Annotated in this window: 8 protein-coding genes and 3 pseudogenes; 2 read left to right on the top strand and 9 right to left on the bottom strand. The window is 74.1% G+C overall.

Features of this window, described 5'->3' with window-relative positions:
• Positions 1-145: 145 nt before the first annotated feature.
• The 3 genes from WJ438_RS23530 to WJ438_RS23520 all read right to left on the bottom strand — a co-directional run bounded on the left by WJ438_RS23530 (position 146) and on the right by WJ438_RS23520 (position 3697).
• A complete protein-coding gene (locus WJ438_RS23530; protein ID WP_406726993.1) occupies positions 146-1786 on the bottom strand; it encodes a helix-turn-helix domain-containing protein in 1641 nt (546 codons plus the stop codon).
• Between the two features lie 396 nt (positions 1787-2182).
• Entirely contained in the window at positions 2183-2815 is a 633-nt protein-coding gene (locus tag WJ438_RS23525; RefSeq protein WP_406729981.1) for an SMI1/KNR4 family protein, read from the bottom strand.
• A gap of 399 nt (positions 2816-3214) precedes the next feature.
• Positions 3215-3697, bottom strand: coding sequence for a methylated-DNA--[protein]-cysteine S-methyltransferase (locus WJ438_RS23520; protein WP_406726992.1), 483 nt, complete (start codon positions 3695-3697; stop codon positions 3215-3217).
• Between the two features lie 251 nt (positions 3698-3948).
• Here WJ438_RS23520 and WJ438_RS23515 point away from each other — a divergent pair.
• Positions 3949-4158 (top strand): annotated as a pseudogene (locus WJ438_RS23515) (MbtH family protein); the annotation flags it as partial.
• Positions 4159-4251: 93 nt separating this feature from the next.
• Here the strand turns inward: WJ438_RS23515 and WJ438_RS23510 are convergent.
• The 5 genes and pseudogenes from WJ438_RS23510 to WJ438_RS23490 all read right to left on the bottom strand — a co-directional run.
• Entirely contained in the window at positions 4252-5577 is a 1326-nt protein-coding gene (locus WJ438_RS23510; RefSeq protein WP_406726991.1) for an MFS transporter, read from the bottom strand.
• Between the two features lies 1 nt (position 5578).
• A pseudogene (locus tag WJ438_RS23505) lies at positions 5579-6844 on the bottom strand (condensation domain-containing protein); the annotation flags it as partial.
• A gap of 37 nt (positions 6845-6881) precedes the next feature.
• Complete coding sequence (locus tag WJ438_RS23500) at positions 6882-13340, bottom strand: amino acid adenylation domain-containing protein (RefSeq protein WP_406726990.1); 6459 nt, start codon at positions 13338-13340, stop codon at positions 6882-6884.
• Entirely contained in the window at positions 13324-14952 is a 1629-nt protein-coding gene (locus WJ438_RS23495; protein ID WP_406726989.1) for a non-ribosomal peptide synthetase, read from the bottom strand. The genes WJ438_RS23500 and WJ438_RS23495 overlap by 17 nt, the downstream gene beginning before the upstream one ends.
• Positions 14885-15166 (bottom strand): annotated as a pseudogene (locus WJ438_RS23490) (AMP-binding protein); the annotation flags it as partial. The pseudogene WJ438_RS23490 and the gene WJ438_RS23495, both read right to left, overlap by 68 nt.
• Positions 15167-15358: 192 nt before the next feature.
• On the opposite strand from WJ438_RS23490, the gene WJ438_RS23485 reads away from it, so the two are divergent.
• Positions 15359-15982: a hypothetical protein gene (locus tag WJ438_RS23485; protein WP_406726988.1), complete on the top strand. Its 624-nt coding sequence runs from the start codon at positions 15359-15361 to the stop codon at positions 15980-15982.
• A gap of 25 nt (positions 15983-16007) precedes the next feature.
• Here WJ438_RS23485 and WJ438_RS23480 read toward each other — a convergent pair whose 3' ends face one another.
• Positions 16008-16862, bottom strand: coding sequence for an aspartate/glutamate racemase family protein (locus WJ438_RS23480; RefSeq protein ID WP_406726987.1), 855 nt, complete (start codon positions 16860-16862; stop codon positions 16008-16010).
• Positions 16863-16898: the final 36 nt, after the last annotated feature.

Here is a 16898-nt window from a genome sequence, read left to right as displayed (position 1 = left end):
CGTCTCCTTGTGAGAGGCGGTCCGCATCACTTGCGGGGATGAATTTGCGCAAGCGTATGAGGGGCCATGAGGCGATGTGTTTGTGCATCTCGACGAATCCGCCTCCGATCGGCTGTACGACCGGCCAATGCGGAAGGAAGCGGGATCAGGTGGTGGGCGGCGGCAGCCGCAGTTGGAGCATGGCAAGCAAACGCTGGTCAGGGCGGCTCAGTTCGAGACCGGTCAGCTCCTCGGCCCGGCGAATGCGGTAGCGCAGCGTGTTGGGGTGCACATACAGCTGGGCGGCGGCGGTCCGTACGTCGCCGAAGGAATTCAGATAGGTCAGGACGGTCTCTGCCAGGCGGCCCTGGTTCCGGCTGTCGTGCTCGAGGAGGGCGGTCAGCCGTGGATCCCGTATCTCGGGATGGGTGGAAAGCAACGTCAGCAGTTCACTGACCAGTACTTCCGCCTGGATGTCCGGCAGCGCGGCGACCGCGGCGGGGACGTCGGTCCCCAGCATGGCGTCGAGGATGCGGTCGGCCTCCCGGCGTGACTCCGGGACGTCCCCGAGTCCGGGCACCACACAACCGACCGAGCCACGCAGGGGCAGGTCCAGGTGGCGGCGTGCGGCGTCGGTGATCTCCTGGCCCCAGCCGCGCAGCGTGTCCACGTCGATACTGCGTGGCAACTGGGGCAGGAGCACGTAAATGCGGGGATCGACCTGCGTGACCAGCGCACTGCGATGCCGGGCGGCCATGTGCACGGAGACCAGGTTGGTGACTTCGGCGTGGGTCAGCTCCGGGGCGGCGACGACATCCGCGGTTTCGTACGAGAAGCCCAGGACAGCGGCCGGACGGGTCGCGTCGAATCCCAGGTGGGTGGCCAGCGGCTGGGGCCCGGTGCTCCCGTCCAGCAGTCCGGCCAGCAGGGTCCGGGTGAACGTCAGTCCCTCCGAGAGCTCCCGGCGGCGGCGCACCAGGTGGAGCGTGGCGACCCGGGCTGCACCCAGCAGTGCCTGGTCCGAGCGTTCGGACAGCGGCGTCGAGCCCTCCTGCACCCAGATGGTCCCCAGTTGCCGGTCCCCGGACCGCATGGCCACCGCGAGCCGGCGACGGATCCCCAGCTCGGGATGGCTGTCGATACTGATCACCTCGTCGCTGGAGTGCAGGTCCTGGAACACGCCCCACTCGCGCAGCTTCGCCAAATACGGCTCCGGTCCCTGCCAGCCGAGGATGGAGCGCCGCCGCAGGTCGTCGATCTCGTCGGAGTCGATGGAGCGGGAGTACGCCAGCACCCGGTGGGCGGCGTCCTCGATGCTGACGATGCCGCTGGTGAGGATGGCGGTGGTCTGGGCGAGCGAGAACAGGTCGCCCTCCTCGGCCCCTTCGTCCGGGTGGCCCGGCAACACGTCGTCGAGGGCGGCGCGGGCCAGCGTGTTCACCTGTTCCCAGCGCGCTCCGCTGCGCAACGAGAGCAGGGCGACCCCGGCCTCGGCGGCGGTCTCGCTGAGGGCCGCCGCCTGGCCGGGGCCGTCCAGTTTGACCACGACACCGGCGGCTCCGTCGCGCCCGGCGGCCCGCAGCGCGGGATAGGCGGCTCGGCCACGGGCACCGATGACGAGAACCAGCTCGCCCGGCTGAGTGGTCGGCGGGTCCTCGGGATCGAGCAGGGCGACGCTGCGGATCTCGACGTCCAGTCCGGCGGGAGCGGTCTGTACCTCCACCAGCGAATCACCCAGGGCCATCAGCAACTCGCGCAGGCTGATGCTCGCTGTGGGGGGAGGTACCGCGTCCGAACCTATGATCATCGCCTCTGCCGGGAGCCACGCCGAGCCCTGATGCTATCCGTCCAGCGACAGGGACAGTACTGGGGCATTTGTGGCCCGCGGCGCGTGCGACGGTCGACCCGGCTCGCACACGCCCAGCTTGCGCAGTGCGATGCCGAAGCCGCTACGGCCACCGCGATGAACATCCCCGCCGACGCCGACAGGGTGGATCTTGCCCTTGGGCAGCCGCTTCCGGTTCGCCGATCGGCGCGATGCGGTCGCGGTATTCATGCCGTACCGCAGCGAGAGCTCGGGCGTAGCGCGCCTGCCGTACGGGATCCGCGGCGGCGGACACGCCGACCTCGATCTCGGCCACAGTGATCACGCTCAGGAATTTGCGACCGGAGCGGATATCCGCCCGGATTCAGGGCCCCGCCCTCAGCCCGGTGGCCGACCGGAACGGATTCGGCACACATGAGGACGGGAAACCCTGCGAACAAGCGAGAACCCCGGAGGGGTGCTTTCCCAGCCCCGCCCCTCGCACAGCGCGTTGGCGACCTCGGTCAGGTAGGCGGCGAACGTCGCCTCCCCCGGGTTCGGAAGTTCGGCCTCGGCGTAGTCGCCGAGCAGCCCGTACCCCTGGCCGGGGGTGCAGCCGACAAAACCGCCGGAGAAGCCGTCCGGGTCGATGGTGGTGATCGGCAGGTACCGCTGTCCGGGCTCGTCGTCCAGGGACGCGGCCGCGACCGGGCCCTCGAACCACGCTCCCAGGTTCTCCAAGGGGCCGACCCCCTCACCACCGGGCAGGAAGTACCCGGTCGGCTCGGGGGCATAGCGGGATGTGGGCCAGTCGAAATCCGAGGCTGGTCCGGTGCCATTGCGCACCAGGTAGAAGGCGCGCACATCGGCCGGGACCGTCCAGTCGAGACCCTGCTCCAGCGAGCGGAGCTCGCCCTCCGTCGCGGGCGCGGGCAACCGCTGGAAGGTGCGGGGCGCATGCTCCTTCAACCACGTCTCGATCCGCGTCCAGGCGACGAGGGCCTGTTCAGCCCGCACCTGATCACCGGTCACAGCCCGGACCACAGCCGTGAGGCATGCCACCGGTCGCCGGTCGCCGGTCGCCGGTCGCCGACAAGGCCTCACCCGGACCGTCCTTGATCACGACCCGATACGCGTCCCGGTGAAGTGCGTGTCCGACGCAGGTCCAGGAGCCGTGGGCCGTCCCGCGTCGTCTGGCTGGCCTCGTGCTGGTGGTACTCGGCGCCAGGAGCGTGCACGCCGCGTTCCGGTGCGGCGGCTGCCTCTGGCGTGAACAGGGGGTGCGGCGCGAAGAAGCCGGTGGACAGAGCGGGAGGTCGGGGACCATGTGCATCGGGATCAGGGGTCGTTGTCGGATCCCGGCAGGAGGGTCCGTTCGTGAGGCGTCGGGATTATGTGGCCCTGCGCACCGTTGGGGGAGGGACACGGGGCTCAGAAGAGGGCGGCGCCGCGTTCGAAGTCGAGCAGTCGGCGTTTGCGGTCGAGCCCGCCGCCGTAGCCGGTGAGGGAGCCGCCGGCGCCGATGACGCGGTGGCAGGGGACGATGATGCTGACCGGGTTGCGCCCGTTGGCGAGGCCGACCGCACGGGACGCTTTCGGGTTCCCCAGCGCCTGGGCCAGCTCGCCGTAGCTGCGGGTCTCGCCGTACGGGATCTGCTGGAGCTGCTGCCAGACACGGCGCTGGAAGGGCGTGCCGTCCAGGTGCAGCGGCAGGTCGAAGGTCTTCGACTCGCCCGCGAAGTAGGCCGCGAGCTGGGCGAGGACCGGCCCGAAGGCGGAGTCCGCGCGCGGCCCGAAGGTCTCCAGCGGGGGCCGGTGGCGGTGGTCGGTCATATAGAGCCCGGACAGGGCGCCGTCGGTGGCGACGAGGGTGAGCGGGCCGTAGGGGCTGTCGGTCACGGTGTGCTGCTTCACGGGGGCCACAGTGCCACGGGGCTTTCGAGTTCGCTTCCGCGAGGCGGGAGTTGACGGGACGGTCGCCCCGCGAGGCGGGAGTTGACGGGACGGTCGCCGCCGTGGCGCCGGCCCCGCCATCTTCCAGGTGTTGTTCCAGTGCCTGCCGGGCCCCGCTCGCCCGCCCGGTGTCCCGGGTTCGAATGGGCGTGGTGGAGCCGTGGACGGACACCGCCGTCCGTCCCGGCACGGACCACGACGAGCGAGGAGACATGGGCGTGCAGCAGGAGAACCCCCGCTACAAGGTGGTGCTCAACCACGAGGAGCAGTACTCGATCTGGCCGGACGGCCGGGAGAACGCGCCGGGCTGGCGGGACGAGGGCGTGACCGGCACCCGGGAGGAGTGCCTGGCCCACGTCGAGGAGGTCTGGACCGACATGCGTCCGCTCAGCCTGCGCACCAGGATGGCGGAGCAGGCGGCCGGGAGCCGGCGCGCCGCGGAGACTGACGCGCCTGCTCCCCGCCGCAGAGCCGGTCGCCGGCGCGGCGGTGCCCGCCGGGCGCGGTGGCGTCGTTCAGGACGATGCCACCACGCCCGCGGGCACCGCCTCGTCGGCGTCCGGCAGATCCCGCTCCATTCGCCGCACGGCCCTCGGCACGGCGGTGACCGCGACCACGCCCACCAGCAGCAGCCCGGACAACAGGAACACCATGCCGATGCCGCCGCCGATGCCCGTTCCGGTGAGCCGCACGGCGCTGTCCGCGAGCGGCCCGTGCGCGTCGGCCAGCGGCCGGCCGACGTACTCGGTGAGCGGGCCGGCCACGGCGAACGCGACGGGGTCGGCCGACCAGGCGAGCAGCCGGCGCACGGAGAAGACCCGGCCCTGCACGTTCGCCGGGGTCTTCCGCTGCCAGAGCGTGGCCGTGACGGCGTTGATCACGGCGTAGCCGCCCAGGACGCCGAACATCCCGACCGCGAGCAGCCAGGGAGTGCCGTGGCTTGAGCCCATCACAAGGAGCAGGCCGCTGTGCAGGAAGGCGACCACGAAAATGGCCCGGACCAGGTGCCGGGGCTGACGGGTGAAGCTCATCACGGCGCTGACCCCGATCATGCCGACCGCGCCGACCGCGTTGATGACGCCGAGTGTCGACGGCGGGTGCGAGCTGAGCACCAGCGGCGAGACGAGGACGAGCGCCATCCCCATCATCAGGTTGTAGCCGGCGAAGAACAGGAGCAGGCCGAGCAGTCCGGAGCGCTGTCTGATGAACCGCCAGCCCTCGGCCATCTCGGTGCGCATCGGGGCGCGTGCCGCGGCGTCCGTGGTGCGCACCGGCGGGATCTTGGGCCGCAGCCGGTAGGACAGCAACGTGGTGCCCAGCGCAACGGCGAAGCTGAAGAGGTCGACGAGCAGGAGGCCGGTCAGGCCGAGCAGCCCGTACAGCGCGCCGCCGAGCAGGTCGCCGAAGACCATGCCGCCGGCCTCGGCGAGGCCCACCCGGCTGTTGGCCTTGCTGAGTTGCTCCTTGGGGACCAGCTGCGACACGAGGCTGGAGAAGGCCGGCCACTGGAACGCCTTGAAGACCGAGGCGAGGGCGACCATCACATAGAGGTGCCAGTTCTGCAGCAGACCGGCCGAGTTGAGGAAGAGCAGCACCAGCGGCCCGATGACCGTGCCCAGGTCGCTGAGCAGCATCACCCGGCGTCGGTCCCAGCGGTCGGTGAGCACCCCGGCGAACGGCAGGGTGAGCAGTCCGGGCAGCGAGCCCGCCAGGAGCAGGGTGGCGAACGCGGTCGGCGACTGGGTCCTGGTGAAGATCCACACCCCGATGCCGAAGGTGGTCATCGCGCTGCCGACCAGTGAGGTCGCCTGCCCCGCCCAGATCAGGTTGAAGACACGCACCTCAGGAGCCTCCACCGGGAGTGTCGGGAGCAGCGGTCGCCTCCGCGAGCAGCGCCAGGAAGTCGCTCAACCGGGCGCGTACCGCCTGCTGTTCGTAGAGGGCGGTACTGTACTCAAGCCAGCCGGACAGCCCTTCGGGCGTCTCGTGGCAGCGCATGTGCAGCTCGTAGCGGCAGGTACCGCGGTCCAGCGTCAGCGGCGTGGTGGTCAGGCCGCCCGGGCCGCGTCCCGGCGACGGCAGGTTCTGCACGGCGAACATCGCCTGGCACAGAGGCGGCCGCCCGTCGTCGACGGCGTGTTGGGCGACCACCTTCTCGTACGGCAGGGTGCGGTGCTCCCACACGTCCAGGAAGGTCTCCCGTACGCGCGCGACGAGTTCGCGGAAGGTCGGCTCCCCGCTCAGGTCGGCGGGCACCGCGACGATGTTGGCGAACGGTCCGGCGACCTGCTCGGACTCCGGGTCGGGTCGGTTGGCGACCGGCACCGCGACGAGGAAGTGCTCCGCGCCGCCGAGGCGGTGCAGCCAGCGCTCGAAGGCGGCGAGCAGTACCACGAAGGGGGTGGCGCCGGAGTCGTCGGCGAGCCTGCGCACTCCGGCGGCCACTTCGGGGTCGATGTCGAACAGTTCCACGGCCCCGTCCAGCGACCAGTGCCGCGGGCGCGGCCGGTCGGTGGGCAGCGGCAGCGGCTTCGGGACGTCCCGGAGCCGCTCCTGCCAGAATTCGGCGTGGGCGGCGGCCTGCGGTGTGTCGAGCCAGGCGAGCTGGTCCGCAGCGTAGCCGTCGAAGCCGCGCACGGGCGGCAGTTGCGGCAGTCGTCCCGCGGCCAGTTCGTCGTAGAGCGCGACCAGGTCCCGCTGGAGTACCGACAGCGTCCAGCCGTCGGCGACGATGTGGTGCACCGTCAGCCCGAGGACGTGGTCCTGCGGGCCGCAGCGGACGAGGACGGCGCGGGCGAGCGGCCCGTGCTCCAGGTCGAAGGGGGCGCGCAGTTCGGCGGTGGCGAGCCGGACGGCCTCCTGCCGCGTGTCGGCCGCGGCCGACACGTCGTGCCGGGCGAGCGGGAGCAGGGCCCTCGGTTCCACGACGACGCCTGGCCCGTCCCCGTCCGCGGGGAAGCGGGTGCGCAGCGCTGGGTGGCGGTCGGTGAGCGCGTCCAGGGCCCGGGCCAGGGCGATGTCGTCGACGGCTCCGGCGAGGTGTGCGCAGAAGCCGACGTTGTAGGCGGCGGTGCCGGGCTCCCGCCTCCAGTGCCGCCACACGGACTCCTGGCCCGGGGTGGGGGCGGCAGGGCGTACGGCGGCGTCAGGGGTGGGCGGGACCTCGGGCCGGGCACCGGCCGTCGGGCCCCCGGAGTTCGAGCCAGCCCGCGAGTGCGGCCACGGTGCGCAGGTCGAGGACCTGCCGCAGGGGCACGTCCCGGCCGGTGGCCGGGCGCAGCCGGGCGGCCAGCCGGGCGGCGAGCAGGGAGTGGCCGCCGCGGTCGAAGAAGTCGTCGTCCCGGCCGATGGGCCGCCGCCCGGCGAGTTCGTCGGCGAGGACCTCCGCGAAGACGGCGGCGACGGTGCGCTCGGTGGGCGTGCGCGGCGGGTCGAACCGGTCGGCGGGCTCGTCGAGCGCGGCCAGCAGTCGGCGGTCGACCTTGTTGTTCGGGGTGCGCGGCAGCGCCGGCAGCACCCGGATGACGGCCGGCACCTGGTGCTCGGGGAGCAGGCCGCGCAGCGTCGCACGGAGCACGCCGGCGTCCAGTGCGGCGGGGGCGACACCGGCGACGAGCCGGACACTGCCGGTGGGTGTGTCCGGCCGCACGGCGACGACCGCCGCCTCCGCGACCCCCGGCAGGTTGCGCAGCACGCTCTCCACCCCGGCCGGCTCCACCCGCTGGCCGCGGATCTTCACCTGGTCGTCGCTCCGGCCGAGGAACGTCAGCCTGCCGTCCGGCTCCCACCGGGCCAGGTCGCCGGTCCGGTACGCGCGAGCGCCCGGGACGCCGGAGAACGGGTCGGGCACGAAGCGCTCCGCGGTGAGCGCCGGCGCCAGGTGGTAGCCCTCGGCCAGCCGGTCGCCGCCGATCCACACCTCCCCCGGCACGCCGACGGGGGCGAGGTCGCCGTGCCGGTCGACGAGCCACACGCGGGCGCCCGCGACGGGTGTGCCGAGCGCGGCGGGGCCGCTGTCCCCCGGCGCCGCCGTGATCACGGTGCTGGTGGTGGTCATGGTGGCCTCGGTGGGCCCGTACTGGTTGACCACCGTGGGGCGTCCGGCGAACACCGCGGCGGCGCGGGCGCAGTCCGCCAGGTCCAGGGCCTCGCCCGCGGTCAGCAGCAGGCGCAGTCGGCCGCCGGGTGCCGGGTGCTGTTCCCCGGCGGCGGTGAGCAGTGCGCGCAGGAGTGTCGGCACGACGCTCAGCACACAGCTGACCCGGTGCCGCTCGAGGGCGGCCACCACGGCCCGCGGGTCCGTGATCCGCTCGTCGTCGAGGAGGACGACGCGGGCGCCGGTGGTGAGCGGGCCGAGCAGGTCGCGCACCGAGGCGTCGAAGGAGAGCCCGGCGAGCTGGAGCACGGTGTCCCCGGCCCCCAGGCCGAAACCTCCGAGGTAGTCGCGGAGGTAGGCGGCCGCGGCGGCGTGCGGGGTGCGTACGCCCTTGGGGCGGCCGGTGGAGCCGGAGGTGTAGACGAGGTACGCGAGTGCGGCCGGGTCGGTCGCGGCGGCGCTCGGGGGGATGCCCGCGTCCTGGGCGGCGATGGGCTCCTCGTCGTCGCCCAGGACCACGGTGGGCAGTCCGCTGCCCCCGCACGCCTCGGCCCAGGGCCGGTCGGTCACCAGGAAGGCGGCGCCGCTGTCGGCGAGGACGCCGCGGATCCGGGCGGGCGGGTGAGCGGGGTCCACGGCGACGTACGCGGCGCCGGCCAGCAGCACGGCCAGCACGGCGACGGGCTGCCGCGCCCCGCGGCCGAGGCAGAGACCGACCAGGGTCCCCGGGCGCACTCCCCGCGCGGACAGGTGGCGGGCGAGGCGGGCGGCCTGCTCGCCGAGCCCGCGGTAGGTCCACTCGCCCTCGTCGGTGACCAGGGCCACGGCCTGCGGGGTCCGGGCGATCTGGTCGAGGACCAGCGTGTGCAGGCAGGTGGGCGCGGCGGCGCCGGTCCCCGGCCCGCCCGGCGTGAGCGCCGCCCGCTCGGCGGGGGTGAGCATGCCCAGCCCGGCGAGCGGGGTCCCCGGGGCGCGTACCGCCGCGTCGAGCAGCGTCAGCAGATGCCCCGTCAGGCGCTGGACGCGGTCCTCGCCGAAGAGCGGCGTGCGGTGCGCGATCAGGCCGCCGAGCCCCTGCTCACCGTCTTCGAAGAAGACGGCGAGGTCGGCCTTGGAGTGTTCAAGGCCGTACGGTTCCGGTTCGAGGGTGACGCCGTCGGCGAACGGCAGGGTGCCGACGTGCAGCGGGTCCATCGACACGGCGTACCGACCGAGCGCGCGGCCGTCGAGCCCGAGCGCGTTGACGACCTCGTCGAGGGGCAGCAGCCGGTGCTCCTGGGCGTCGAGCACCGCGGTACGCGCCTCGCCGAGCAGCGTCCGGAAGCTCCGGTCGCCCCGCACCGGGATCCGCAGGACGGCGGTGTCGAGGAGCAGGCCGACGATGGAGTCGAGGTCACGGCGTCCGCGGTCGGCGACGGGCAGGCTCAGCACGACCTCGTCGGCGGCGCACTGCCGGGCGAGTACGGCGGCGTACGCGGCGAGCAGCACGGTGAACGGGGTGCAGCCCTCGGCCCGGGCCAGTTCCCTCACCCGGGCCTCGGTCGCGGGCGGCACCGTGAAGTGGTGCCCGGCGCCGGCGTGGCTGCCGCCCTCGTCGCGCCGGGTGTCGGCGGGCAGTTCCTGCGGCTGGGTCAGACCGGCCAGGCGCTCGCGCCAGTGGACGAGTTCCGCCGCCCGCGCCTCGCCGGTGCTCCGGCGGCTGCGCCAGCTCGCGTAGTCGCCCGCGCCGAGGCGGGCGGGCAGTTCGGCCGGACGGCCCGCGCGGGCGGCGAGGTAGGCGGTGCGCAGGTCCTCCAGCAGCACCTGGATCGACCAGCCGTCGCAGACGATGTGGTGCAGGGTGAGCGCCAGCACCAGCTCGTCCCCGCCGAGCAGGACGACGACGGCGCGCGCCAGCGGCCCGGTGGCCAGGTCGAAGCGGGCGCCGGTCTCCTCGGCGAGGGCCGCCGCGAGCGCGTCGGGGCGCTCTTCCGCCGGGAGGTGGCCGAGGTCGACGAGGCGCGGGGGAAGTTCCGCGGTGTCGGCCACGGTGCGCACCGGCCGGCCGTCGGCGGCGGGGAAGGAGGTGCGCAGCGCCTCGTGCGCGGCCGGCAGCGCGCCCAGGGCGGCACGCAGCGCGCCGACGTCGACGGGGCCGCGCAGCCGGCAGACCACGGGCAGGTTGTACGCCGGGTCGCCCGGGTCGAGTTGGTCGGCGAACCAGACCCGGGCCTCCGCCGCGGAGACGGGCGCGGCGCTGTCGCCGCGGGCGCGTACCCGCTCCACCGGTGCGGTGCGCCCGGATGCGGCGGGCAGTTCGGCGAGGCGGGCGGCGAAGGCGGCGGGCGTGGGTGCCTCGAACATCAGCCGGAGCGGGACGTCCGGGGCCAGTTCCTCCCGGACCGCGAGCAGGGCCTCCATGGCGAGCAGCGAGTGGCCGCCGTGGACGAAGAAGCTGTCGTTCCTGCCGAGCCGGTCGACGCCGAGGGTGCGGGCCCAGATCGCGGCGACGGCCCCCTCCGCCTCGCCCTCCGGCGGCTCGAACGCCGCGGCCGGTCCGGCCGCGGGCGCCACATCCGGCAGGCGGTTGCGGTCGACCTTGCCGCTGGACAGCATCGGGAACTCGGCCAGCACGCCGAAGGCGGCCGGGACCATGTGCTCGGGCAACCGGGCGGACAGCCAGGTGCGCAGTTCACCGGTGTCCGGCTCGCCGCCTGCCGCGGGCAGCAGGTGGGCGACCAGGCGCGGGCCGCCGGGCCGGTCGTCGCGGGCCACGACCACGGCCTGGCCGACCGCGGGGTGCTCGGCGAGCACCGACTCGATCTCGCCGAGTTCGATCCGCATACCGCGGATCTTGACCTGGCGGTCGGCGCGGCCGAGGTAGTCGAGGCGGCCGTCGGGCAGCCGGCGCACCAGGTCGCCGGTGCGGTACAGCCGGTCGCCCGGCGCTCCGAAGGGGTCGGGCACGAACGACTCGGCAGTCAGGCCCGGGCGGCCGAGGTAGCCGCGGGCGAGCTGCACCCCGCCTACGTACAACTGGCCCGGTACGCCGACGGGTTGCGGCTCCAGCTCGGCGTCGAGGACGTGGCAGCGGACGTTGTCCACCGGAGTCCCGATCGACACCGGCGGATCACCGGCCCTGAAGCGTCCCGCCGTGACGTTCACGGCCGTCTCGGTGGGGCCGTACGCGTTGTACAACTCGGCGTCGAACGTGGCGAGGCAGCGGGCGGCCAGCTCGGGCGGCAGCGGCTCCCCCGCGCTCTTCAGCACCCGCAGCGAGGGCACCGGGACGTCGCCGCCGTGCTCCAGCAGCGCGGCCAGCATCGTGGGCACGAACCGCACGTACGTGACCCGCTCCCGGGCCATCAGGCCGCGCAGGTACTCCGGGTCGCGGTGGCCGCCGGGCTCCGCGAGGACCAGCCGGGCGCCGCCGGCGAGCGCGGCGAAGACCTCGACCACCGAGTCGTCGAAGGTGACGTTGGTCTTCAGCAGCACGGTCTCGCCGGGGCCGAGGCCGAAGCGGTCGATCTGCCAGCGGATCTGGTTGTGCGCCGCCCGGTGGGTGACCATCACGCCCTTGGGGCGGCCGGTGGACCCGGACGTGAAGAAGACGTACGCCAACTGGTCGGGCTCCGCGGCGGGCCGCTCCCAGGTGTCCGGGGCGCCCGCTGCCGACGCGGCGTGCGCGTCGGGCAGCACGGCTTCGCAGCCGGCCGCCCGTGCCGCGGCCGCACCGGCGGCCCCGGTGACGACGAGGCGGGCACCTGCGGCGCCCAGCACCTCGGTGGTGCGTGCCGCCGGGTGCTCGGGGTCCAGCGGCAGGTACGGGGCGCCGGCCCGCACGATCCCGACGATCGCCACCACCAGGTCGAAGGAGCGGTCGAGGAGTACGCCGACGGGCTCGTCGGGCCTGGCGCCGCGCTCCCGCAGGTGGTGCGCGAGCCGGTTCGCCCGCCGGTCGAAGTCGCGGTACGTCAGCTCCTCGCCGCCCCTCACCAGGGCGACACCGTCCGGTGTGCGCGCCGCCTGCTCGGCGACCATCGCGGCCAGGTCGATCGCCCCGGAGTGGTCGCGCAGCGGCCCCGCGGCGTGCCGGGCGGCCAGTGCGCGCTCCTCGTCGCCGAGCAGCGCCAGCGTCCCGACGGGCCGGTCGGGGTCGTCGACGGCGGCCCGGGTGAGGCGGGCGAAGTGGTCGAGCATCCGGGTGGCGCTCGCCTCGTCCCACAGCTCGCGGTCGTACTCCAGCGCCAGTTCGTAGCCGTCACCGGCCTCGGTGAGCTGGAGACTCAGGTCGAACTTGGCGGTGCCCGCGGCCTCGCACGGCACGTACTCGGCCTTCGCCTCACCGAGGACCGAGGGGCCCTGGTCGGCGCCGTTCCAGACCAGCATCACCCGGAACAGCGAGGGGCCGGCGAGGCCCCCTTGCGCCGGCAGCGCCTCCACCACCCGCTCGAACGGCACCTCCTGGTGCGCGAACGCGGTGGCGGCCTCGGTGCGGGCGGCGGCCAACAGCTCGCGGAAGGTCAGCTCGGGGCGGCAGTCGGCGCGCAGCACGACGGTGTTGACGAACATGCCGATCAGCGGCTCGGCGCTCGGCTCGGAACGCCCCGCCACGGGGACGCCGACGAGGAAGTCGGACTGGCCCGAGTAGCGGTGCAGCAGCGTCTGGAGGCAGGCCAGCAGCACCATGAACGGCGTGGCCGAGGCGGCCCGCGCGAGCGCGCGGACGCCCTGCGCCAGCTCGGCATCGACAGTGCGGTACACCAGTCCGCCGGGCCGGGTGCGGTGCCGCGGCGGGCGCCGGTCGGTGGGCAGCTCCAGCGCGGGCGGCAGGTCGGCCAGCCGCTTGTGCCAGTGGTCCAGTTGCTCGTCGTGCTCGCCCGCGGCGAGGCGCCGGCGCTCCCACGCCGCATGGTCCGCGTACTGGACGGCGGGGGCCTGCGGGCGGGGGCCGAGGCCGAGTTCGGCGGCGTATCCGCTGATCAGTTCCTGCCGCAGCAGGTCGATCGACCAGCCGTCGAAGGCGATGTGGTGCACCGTCAGCACCAGGTGGTGCAGCGTGTCGTGGCTGCGTGCGAGCAGTCCCCGCCAGACCGGGCCGCGGCGCAGGTCGAAGGGGCGCTGCAGCTCCTCGGCCTGGAGCTTCGCGAGCGCCTCGGGGGCGTCCGCGAGTTCCGCGCGGCGCAGCTCGAAGGACGGGTCGAGCGGCACCAGCGTCTCCGTGCCGTCACGCCGCTCGTACACACTGCGCAGCACCTCGTGGCGCTCCTCGACACCGCGCAGCGCACGCTCCAGCGCCGCGGTGTCTATCGGGCCCCGAAGCCGCAGGGTGAAGATGAGGTGGTACGCGGACGTGCCGGGTTCCAGCTCCTCAAGGAAGAGCAGCCGTTCCTGGGCGGCGGCCGCGGGGGCGGAGCCGCCGCGGCGCTCGGCGGCGGCGCGGGGACCGCGGTCCCGGCGGGCCGCGGACAGCCGCCGGGCCAGCAGGTCGCGGAGCTGGTCCGCGTGGTCGTCAGCGCCGGTCGTCACTGTGTTCTCCCGTTCCGTCCGCCCCGTCCGTCTCGCCCGCCTCGATCTGTTCGAGCAGCGCCTTCTCGACGAGGCCGGAGAACCCGGCCAGCGTCGGGTGGTTCAGCATCCCCAGCGGGGCGACCGAGACCTGTAGGTCCGACTTGAGCCGCGCCACCACCTGCGTGGCCAGCATCGAGTGGCCGCCCAGGCCGAAGAAGTCGTCGTCGGCACCGATCCGGTCCACCCCGAGCACCTCGGCCCACAGCGCGGCGACGACCTCCTCGACGGGGGTGCGCGGCGCCACGTACGGAACGCGGTCCGCGTCCCCCGGGTCCGGGGCCGGCAGGGCGGCCCGGTCCAGCTTGCCGTTGGCGGTGGTGGGCAGCGCGTCGAGCACCGTCACCTGCGCGGGCACCATGTACGGCGGCAGCCGGTCGGCCAGTTCGGCGCGGAGCGCGGCGGGGTCGGCCAGGGTTCCGGGCCGCGGTACCACGTACGCGGCCAGGCGCAGGTCGGGGGCGGTGCCGTGGACGGCGGCGACCGCGGAGGCGACGTCGGGCAGGGTGGCGAGGCACGCCTCGATCTCGCCGAGTTCGACCCGGAAGCCGCGAATCTTGACCTGGTCGTCCTGCCGGCCGAGGAACTCGATGGTGCCGTCCGCCCAGAAGCGGGCCCGGTCGCCGGTCCGGTACAGCCTCGCTCCCGGTTCCCCGCCGTACGGGTCGGGGGTGAACTTGGCCGCGGTCAGCGCGGGGTCCGCGTGGTAGCCGGTGGCCAGGCAGCGGCCGCCGATGTAGAGGTCCCCCGGGGCGCCGACGGGCGCCGGGCGCAGGCCGGAATCGAGCACGTAGTAGCGGGCGTTGGCGATGGGCCGGCCGTAGGGGATGCTCGTCCACTCCGCGGGGACCTTGGTGACAGGGAAGGAGTTGGACCAGATCGCCGCCTCGGTGGCGCCGCCGAGTGCCACCACCTCGGGGGCGGCGAAGGCAGTGCGCACCGTGTCCGGCAGGGTCAGCGGCACCCAGTCGCCGCTGAGGAACACCAGCCTCAGGGGGTGTCGCGCGGACGGCTCGCGCTGCGCGAGGAACGGTTCGAGCTGTTGCAGGGCGGCCGGCGCCGAGTCCCAGAAGGTGATCGGTTCGCCGTCGAGCGCGGCGAGCAGCCGCTGCGGGTCGCCGACCTCCTCGGCGGTGGCCACGCGGATGCTGCCGCCCGCCGCGAGGAGCCCGAAGACGTCGTACACCGAAAGGTCGAAGCTGAGCGAGGTGATGAACAGTACGCGGTCCTCGGGGCCCACGCCGTAGGTGTCGTTGACCCAGCGGATCAGGTTGACCGCGGGTGCGTGCGCCATCATGACGCCCTTGGGGGTTCCGGTGGAGCCCGAGGTGAAGATCGTGTAGGCGGGGTCCTCGGGCCGGGCGCGGCCGGTCGGCCGGGCGCCTGGCCGGCTCGGCGAGTGCGTGGACGGCCCGGATGCCGTCCGTGCCCGGATGGGCGGGGAGTTCGTCGCCGTCGCCCAGCCAGCGCACCTCGCGCAGCGCGGGTAGTCCGGCGCAGCGCCGCAGCATCTCGGGGGCGGTACCGGCGTCGGCGAGGACGACGGGCACGGCCAGCTCGGCCACCAGTTCACGCGCCCGCTCGGCGGGCAGCTGCGGGTCCACCGGGGCGTAGGCGGCACCCGACTTGAGCACGCCGAGGAGCGCGACCACCATGTGCACGCTGCGGCCCAGGCTCAGCGCCACCGTGTCCCCGCGGCCCACGCCCGCGGCGGCGAGCCCGGCGGCCACCCGGTCGGCGGCGGCGTCGAGTTCGGCGTAGCTGAGGCAGTCCCGGCCTTGCAGCACTGCGACAGCGTCCGGTGTGCGGGCGGCCTGCCGCTCGAACAGCTCGTGCAGGCAGCGCGGTTCGCCGAGGTCCCGGTCGGTGTCGTTCCAGTCCTCGACGACCCGGGCGTACTCCGCCGCGGACAGCGGGCTGAGGGCACCGAGCGTGGTACCGGGTGAGGCGTCGGCCAGAGCGGTCAGGATCCGGTCGAGATGTTCGAGCAGGCGCTGCGCGTCGGCGGCGTCGAGGCTCGTGGCGGCGTGGTCGAGGTGGAGTCCCGGCTCGGGGCCCAGCGCGACCCCGATCTCCACGGGGTGCGCCGGGACGGGCCGGGTGCCCGCCCGGCGGGTACACCGCAGTGCCGTCGTGAACAGCGCGGCACCTGCGTCGAGTTCGGCGTACGAGGCCGGTTCGGCGGGGGCCGCCAGGGCATGAACCGCCCCCCGCACGCAGTCGTCGTGCACTTCGCGGAGGTATGCGCCGAGGCCGCGGGCCGGATCCACCCGCAGCCGCAGCGGCCACGGCCGGTCACCCGCCCCGCCGGCGGCCGGGCCCGCACCGGGGTGTCCCTCCTCGGGGAGCACGCCGAAGGCCACGTCCTGCTCGCCCGCGTGGGCCGCGAACACCAGCCCCCAGGCCGCGTACACCAGATGCTCGACCCGGATGCCCGCCGAGGACGCGGTGCGCTCCAGGCCGGCGACCCGCTGCGGCGTCCACGGCAGCCGCGCGTGCCCGCGCGTGTCCCCACCGCCGGCACCGGCCCGTTCGACGCCCAGCCGGGTCGGCTGGGTGAGCCCGGCGAGCCGTTCCCGCCAGTACCGCATCGCCTGGTCTGAATTCACCGCTTACTCCTCTTTTCGGTCAACCGGCAAGCAGGGACGTGAGTCGGGTGGCGACGGTGAGCAGCGGATCGACGATCCGCGGGCCGTCGCGACCGCGCAGCCAGCGCGTCAGCAGGTGGGCCTCCGTACAGCCGGCGATCAGTCCCTGGCAGCCGTGCTCGTCCGCCAGCGCGAGGAAGCAGCCGGCGAGTTCCTCGGACACGGGTTCCCGCTTGAGCCGGTAGAGCAGTCGGTGCACGGTGTGCTGCGCGTCCGGCCCCGGCAGTACGACCCGCTGCTCGACCTCCGGCCAGCGGACGCTGCGTTCGAGCACCCGGGCCTCGCGGGTGCCGTGGGTGGCGACCAGGAGCAGCCGCTCGCCCGGCCCGACGGCCGCGAGTTCGTCGAGGAGCACATCGACGAGGGATATCACCCGTTCTCGTTCCGCGGCGGGCAGCAGCTCCAGGAAGTGGTGTGCGGTGACGCAGGCGACCACGGTCCTGGTGGCGCCGAGCCGGGTGAGCGCGGTCAGCCTGCGCCGCATGCGCGCGAGGAACTCCGCCTCGGCGCCTGCCCGGATCGCCTCGGTGCGGTCGGGGAACGCCGGGTCCGAGTCGAGCAGGCAGCGCGGCAGGGCCTGCTCCGCGAACGGCCCCTCCCGCTCCACGGCCGCCTCGTACACGGACTGGAGGAATCCGGCCGAGGCCAGCGGTCCCATGCCGCCGAGGATTCCCAGCACGTCACCGGCACCGCCGCCGGACGTCGCACGATCAGGACAGCCGGACGAGACCGGGAACGTCGCCGGGATGCCCGGCAGTGTGCCGGGCCCGGTGTGCGGCGGTTTCAGCATCGTGTCGTCGGCGTCCTTCGTCGTGGGCGAACTACCGGCGGCCATCGCTGCCGAAGGGGCTCCGTCCGTGGTCGGCGGTGG

Source organism: Streptomyces sp. GD-15H (assembly GCF_045291515.1).
GTDB lineage: Bacteria > Actinomycetota > Actinomycetes > Streptomycetales > Streptomycetaceae > Streptomyces.
The sequence above is the reverse complement of the archived record's forward strand: the minus strand, read 5'-3'. Positions and strand labels throughout refer to the sequence as shown.

Coding starts and splice junctions, on each gene's coding strand:
- WJ438_RS23480 (WP_406726987.1), bottom strand. CDS start 16,862: ATGGCCGCCGGTAGTTCGCCCACGACGAAGGACGCCGACGACACGATG.
- WJ438_RS23530 (WP_406726993.1), bottom strand. CDS start 1,786: ATGATCATAGGTTCGGACGCGGTACCTCCCCCCACAGCGAGCATCAGC.
- WJ438_RS23485 (WP_406726988.1), top strand. CDS start 15,359: ATGTTCGAGCAGGCGCTGCGCGTCGGCGGCGTCGAGGCTCGTGGCGGC.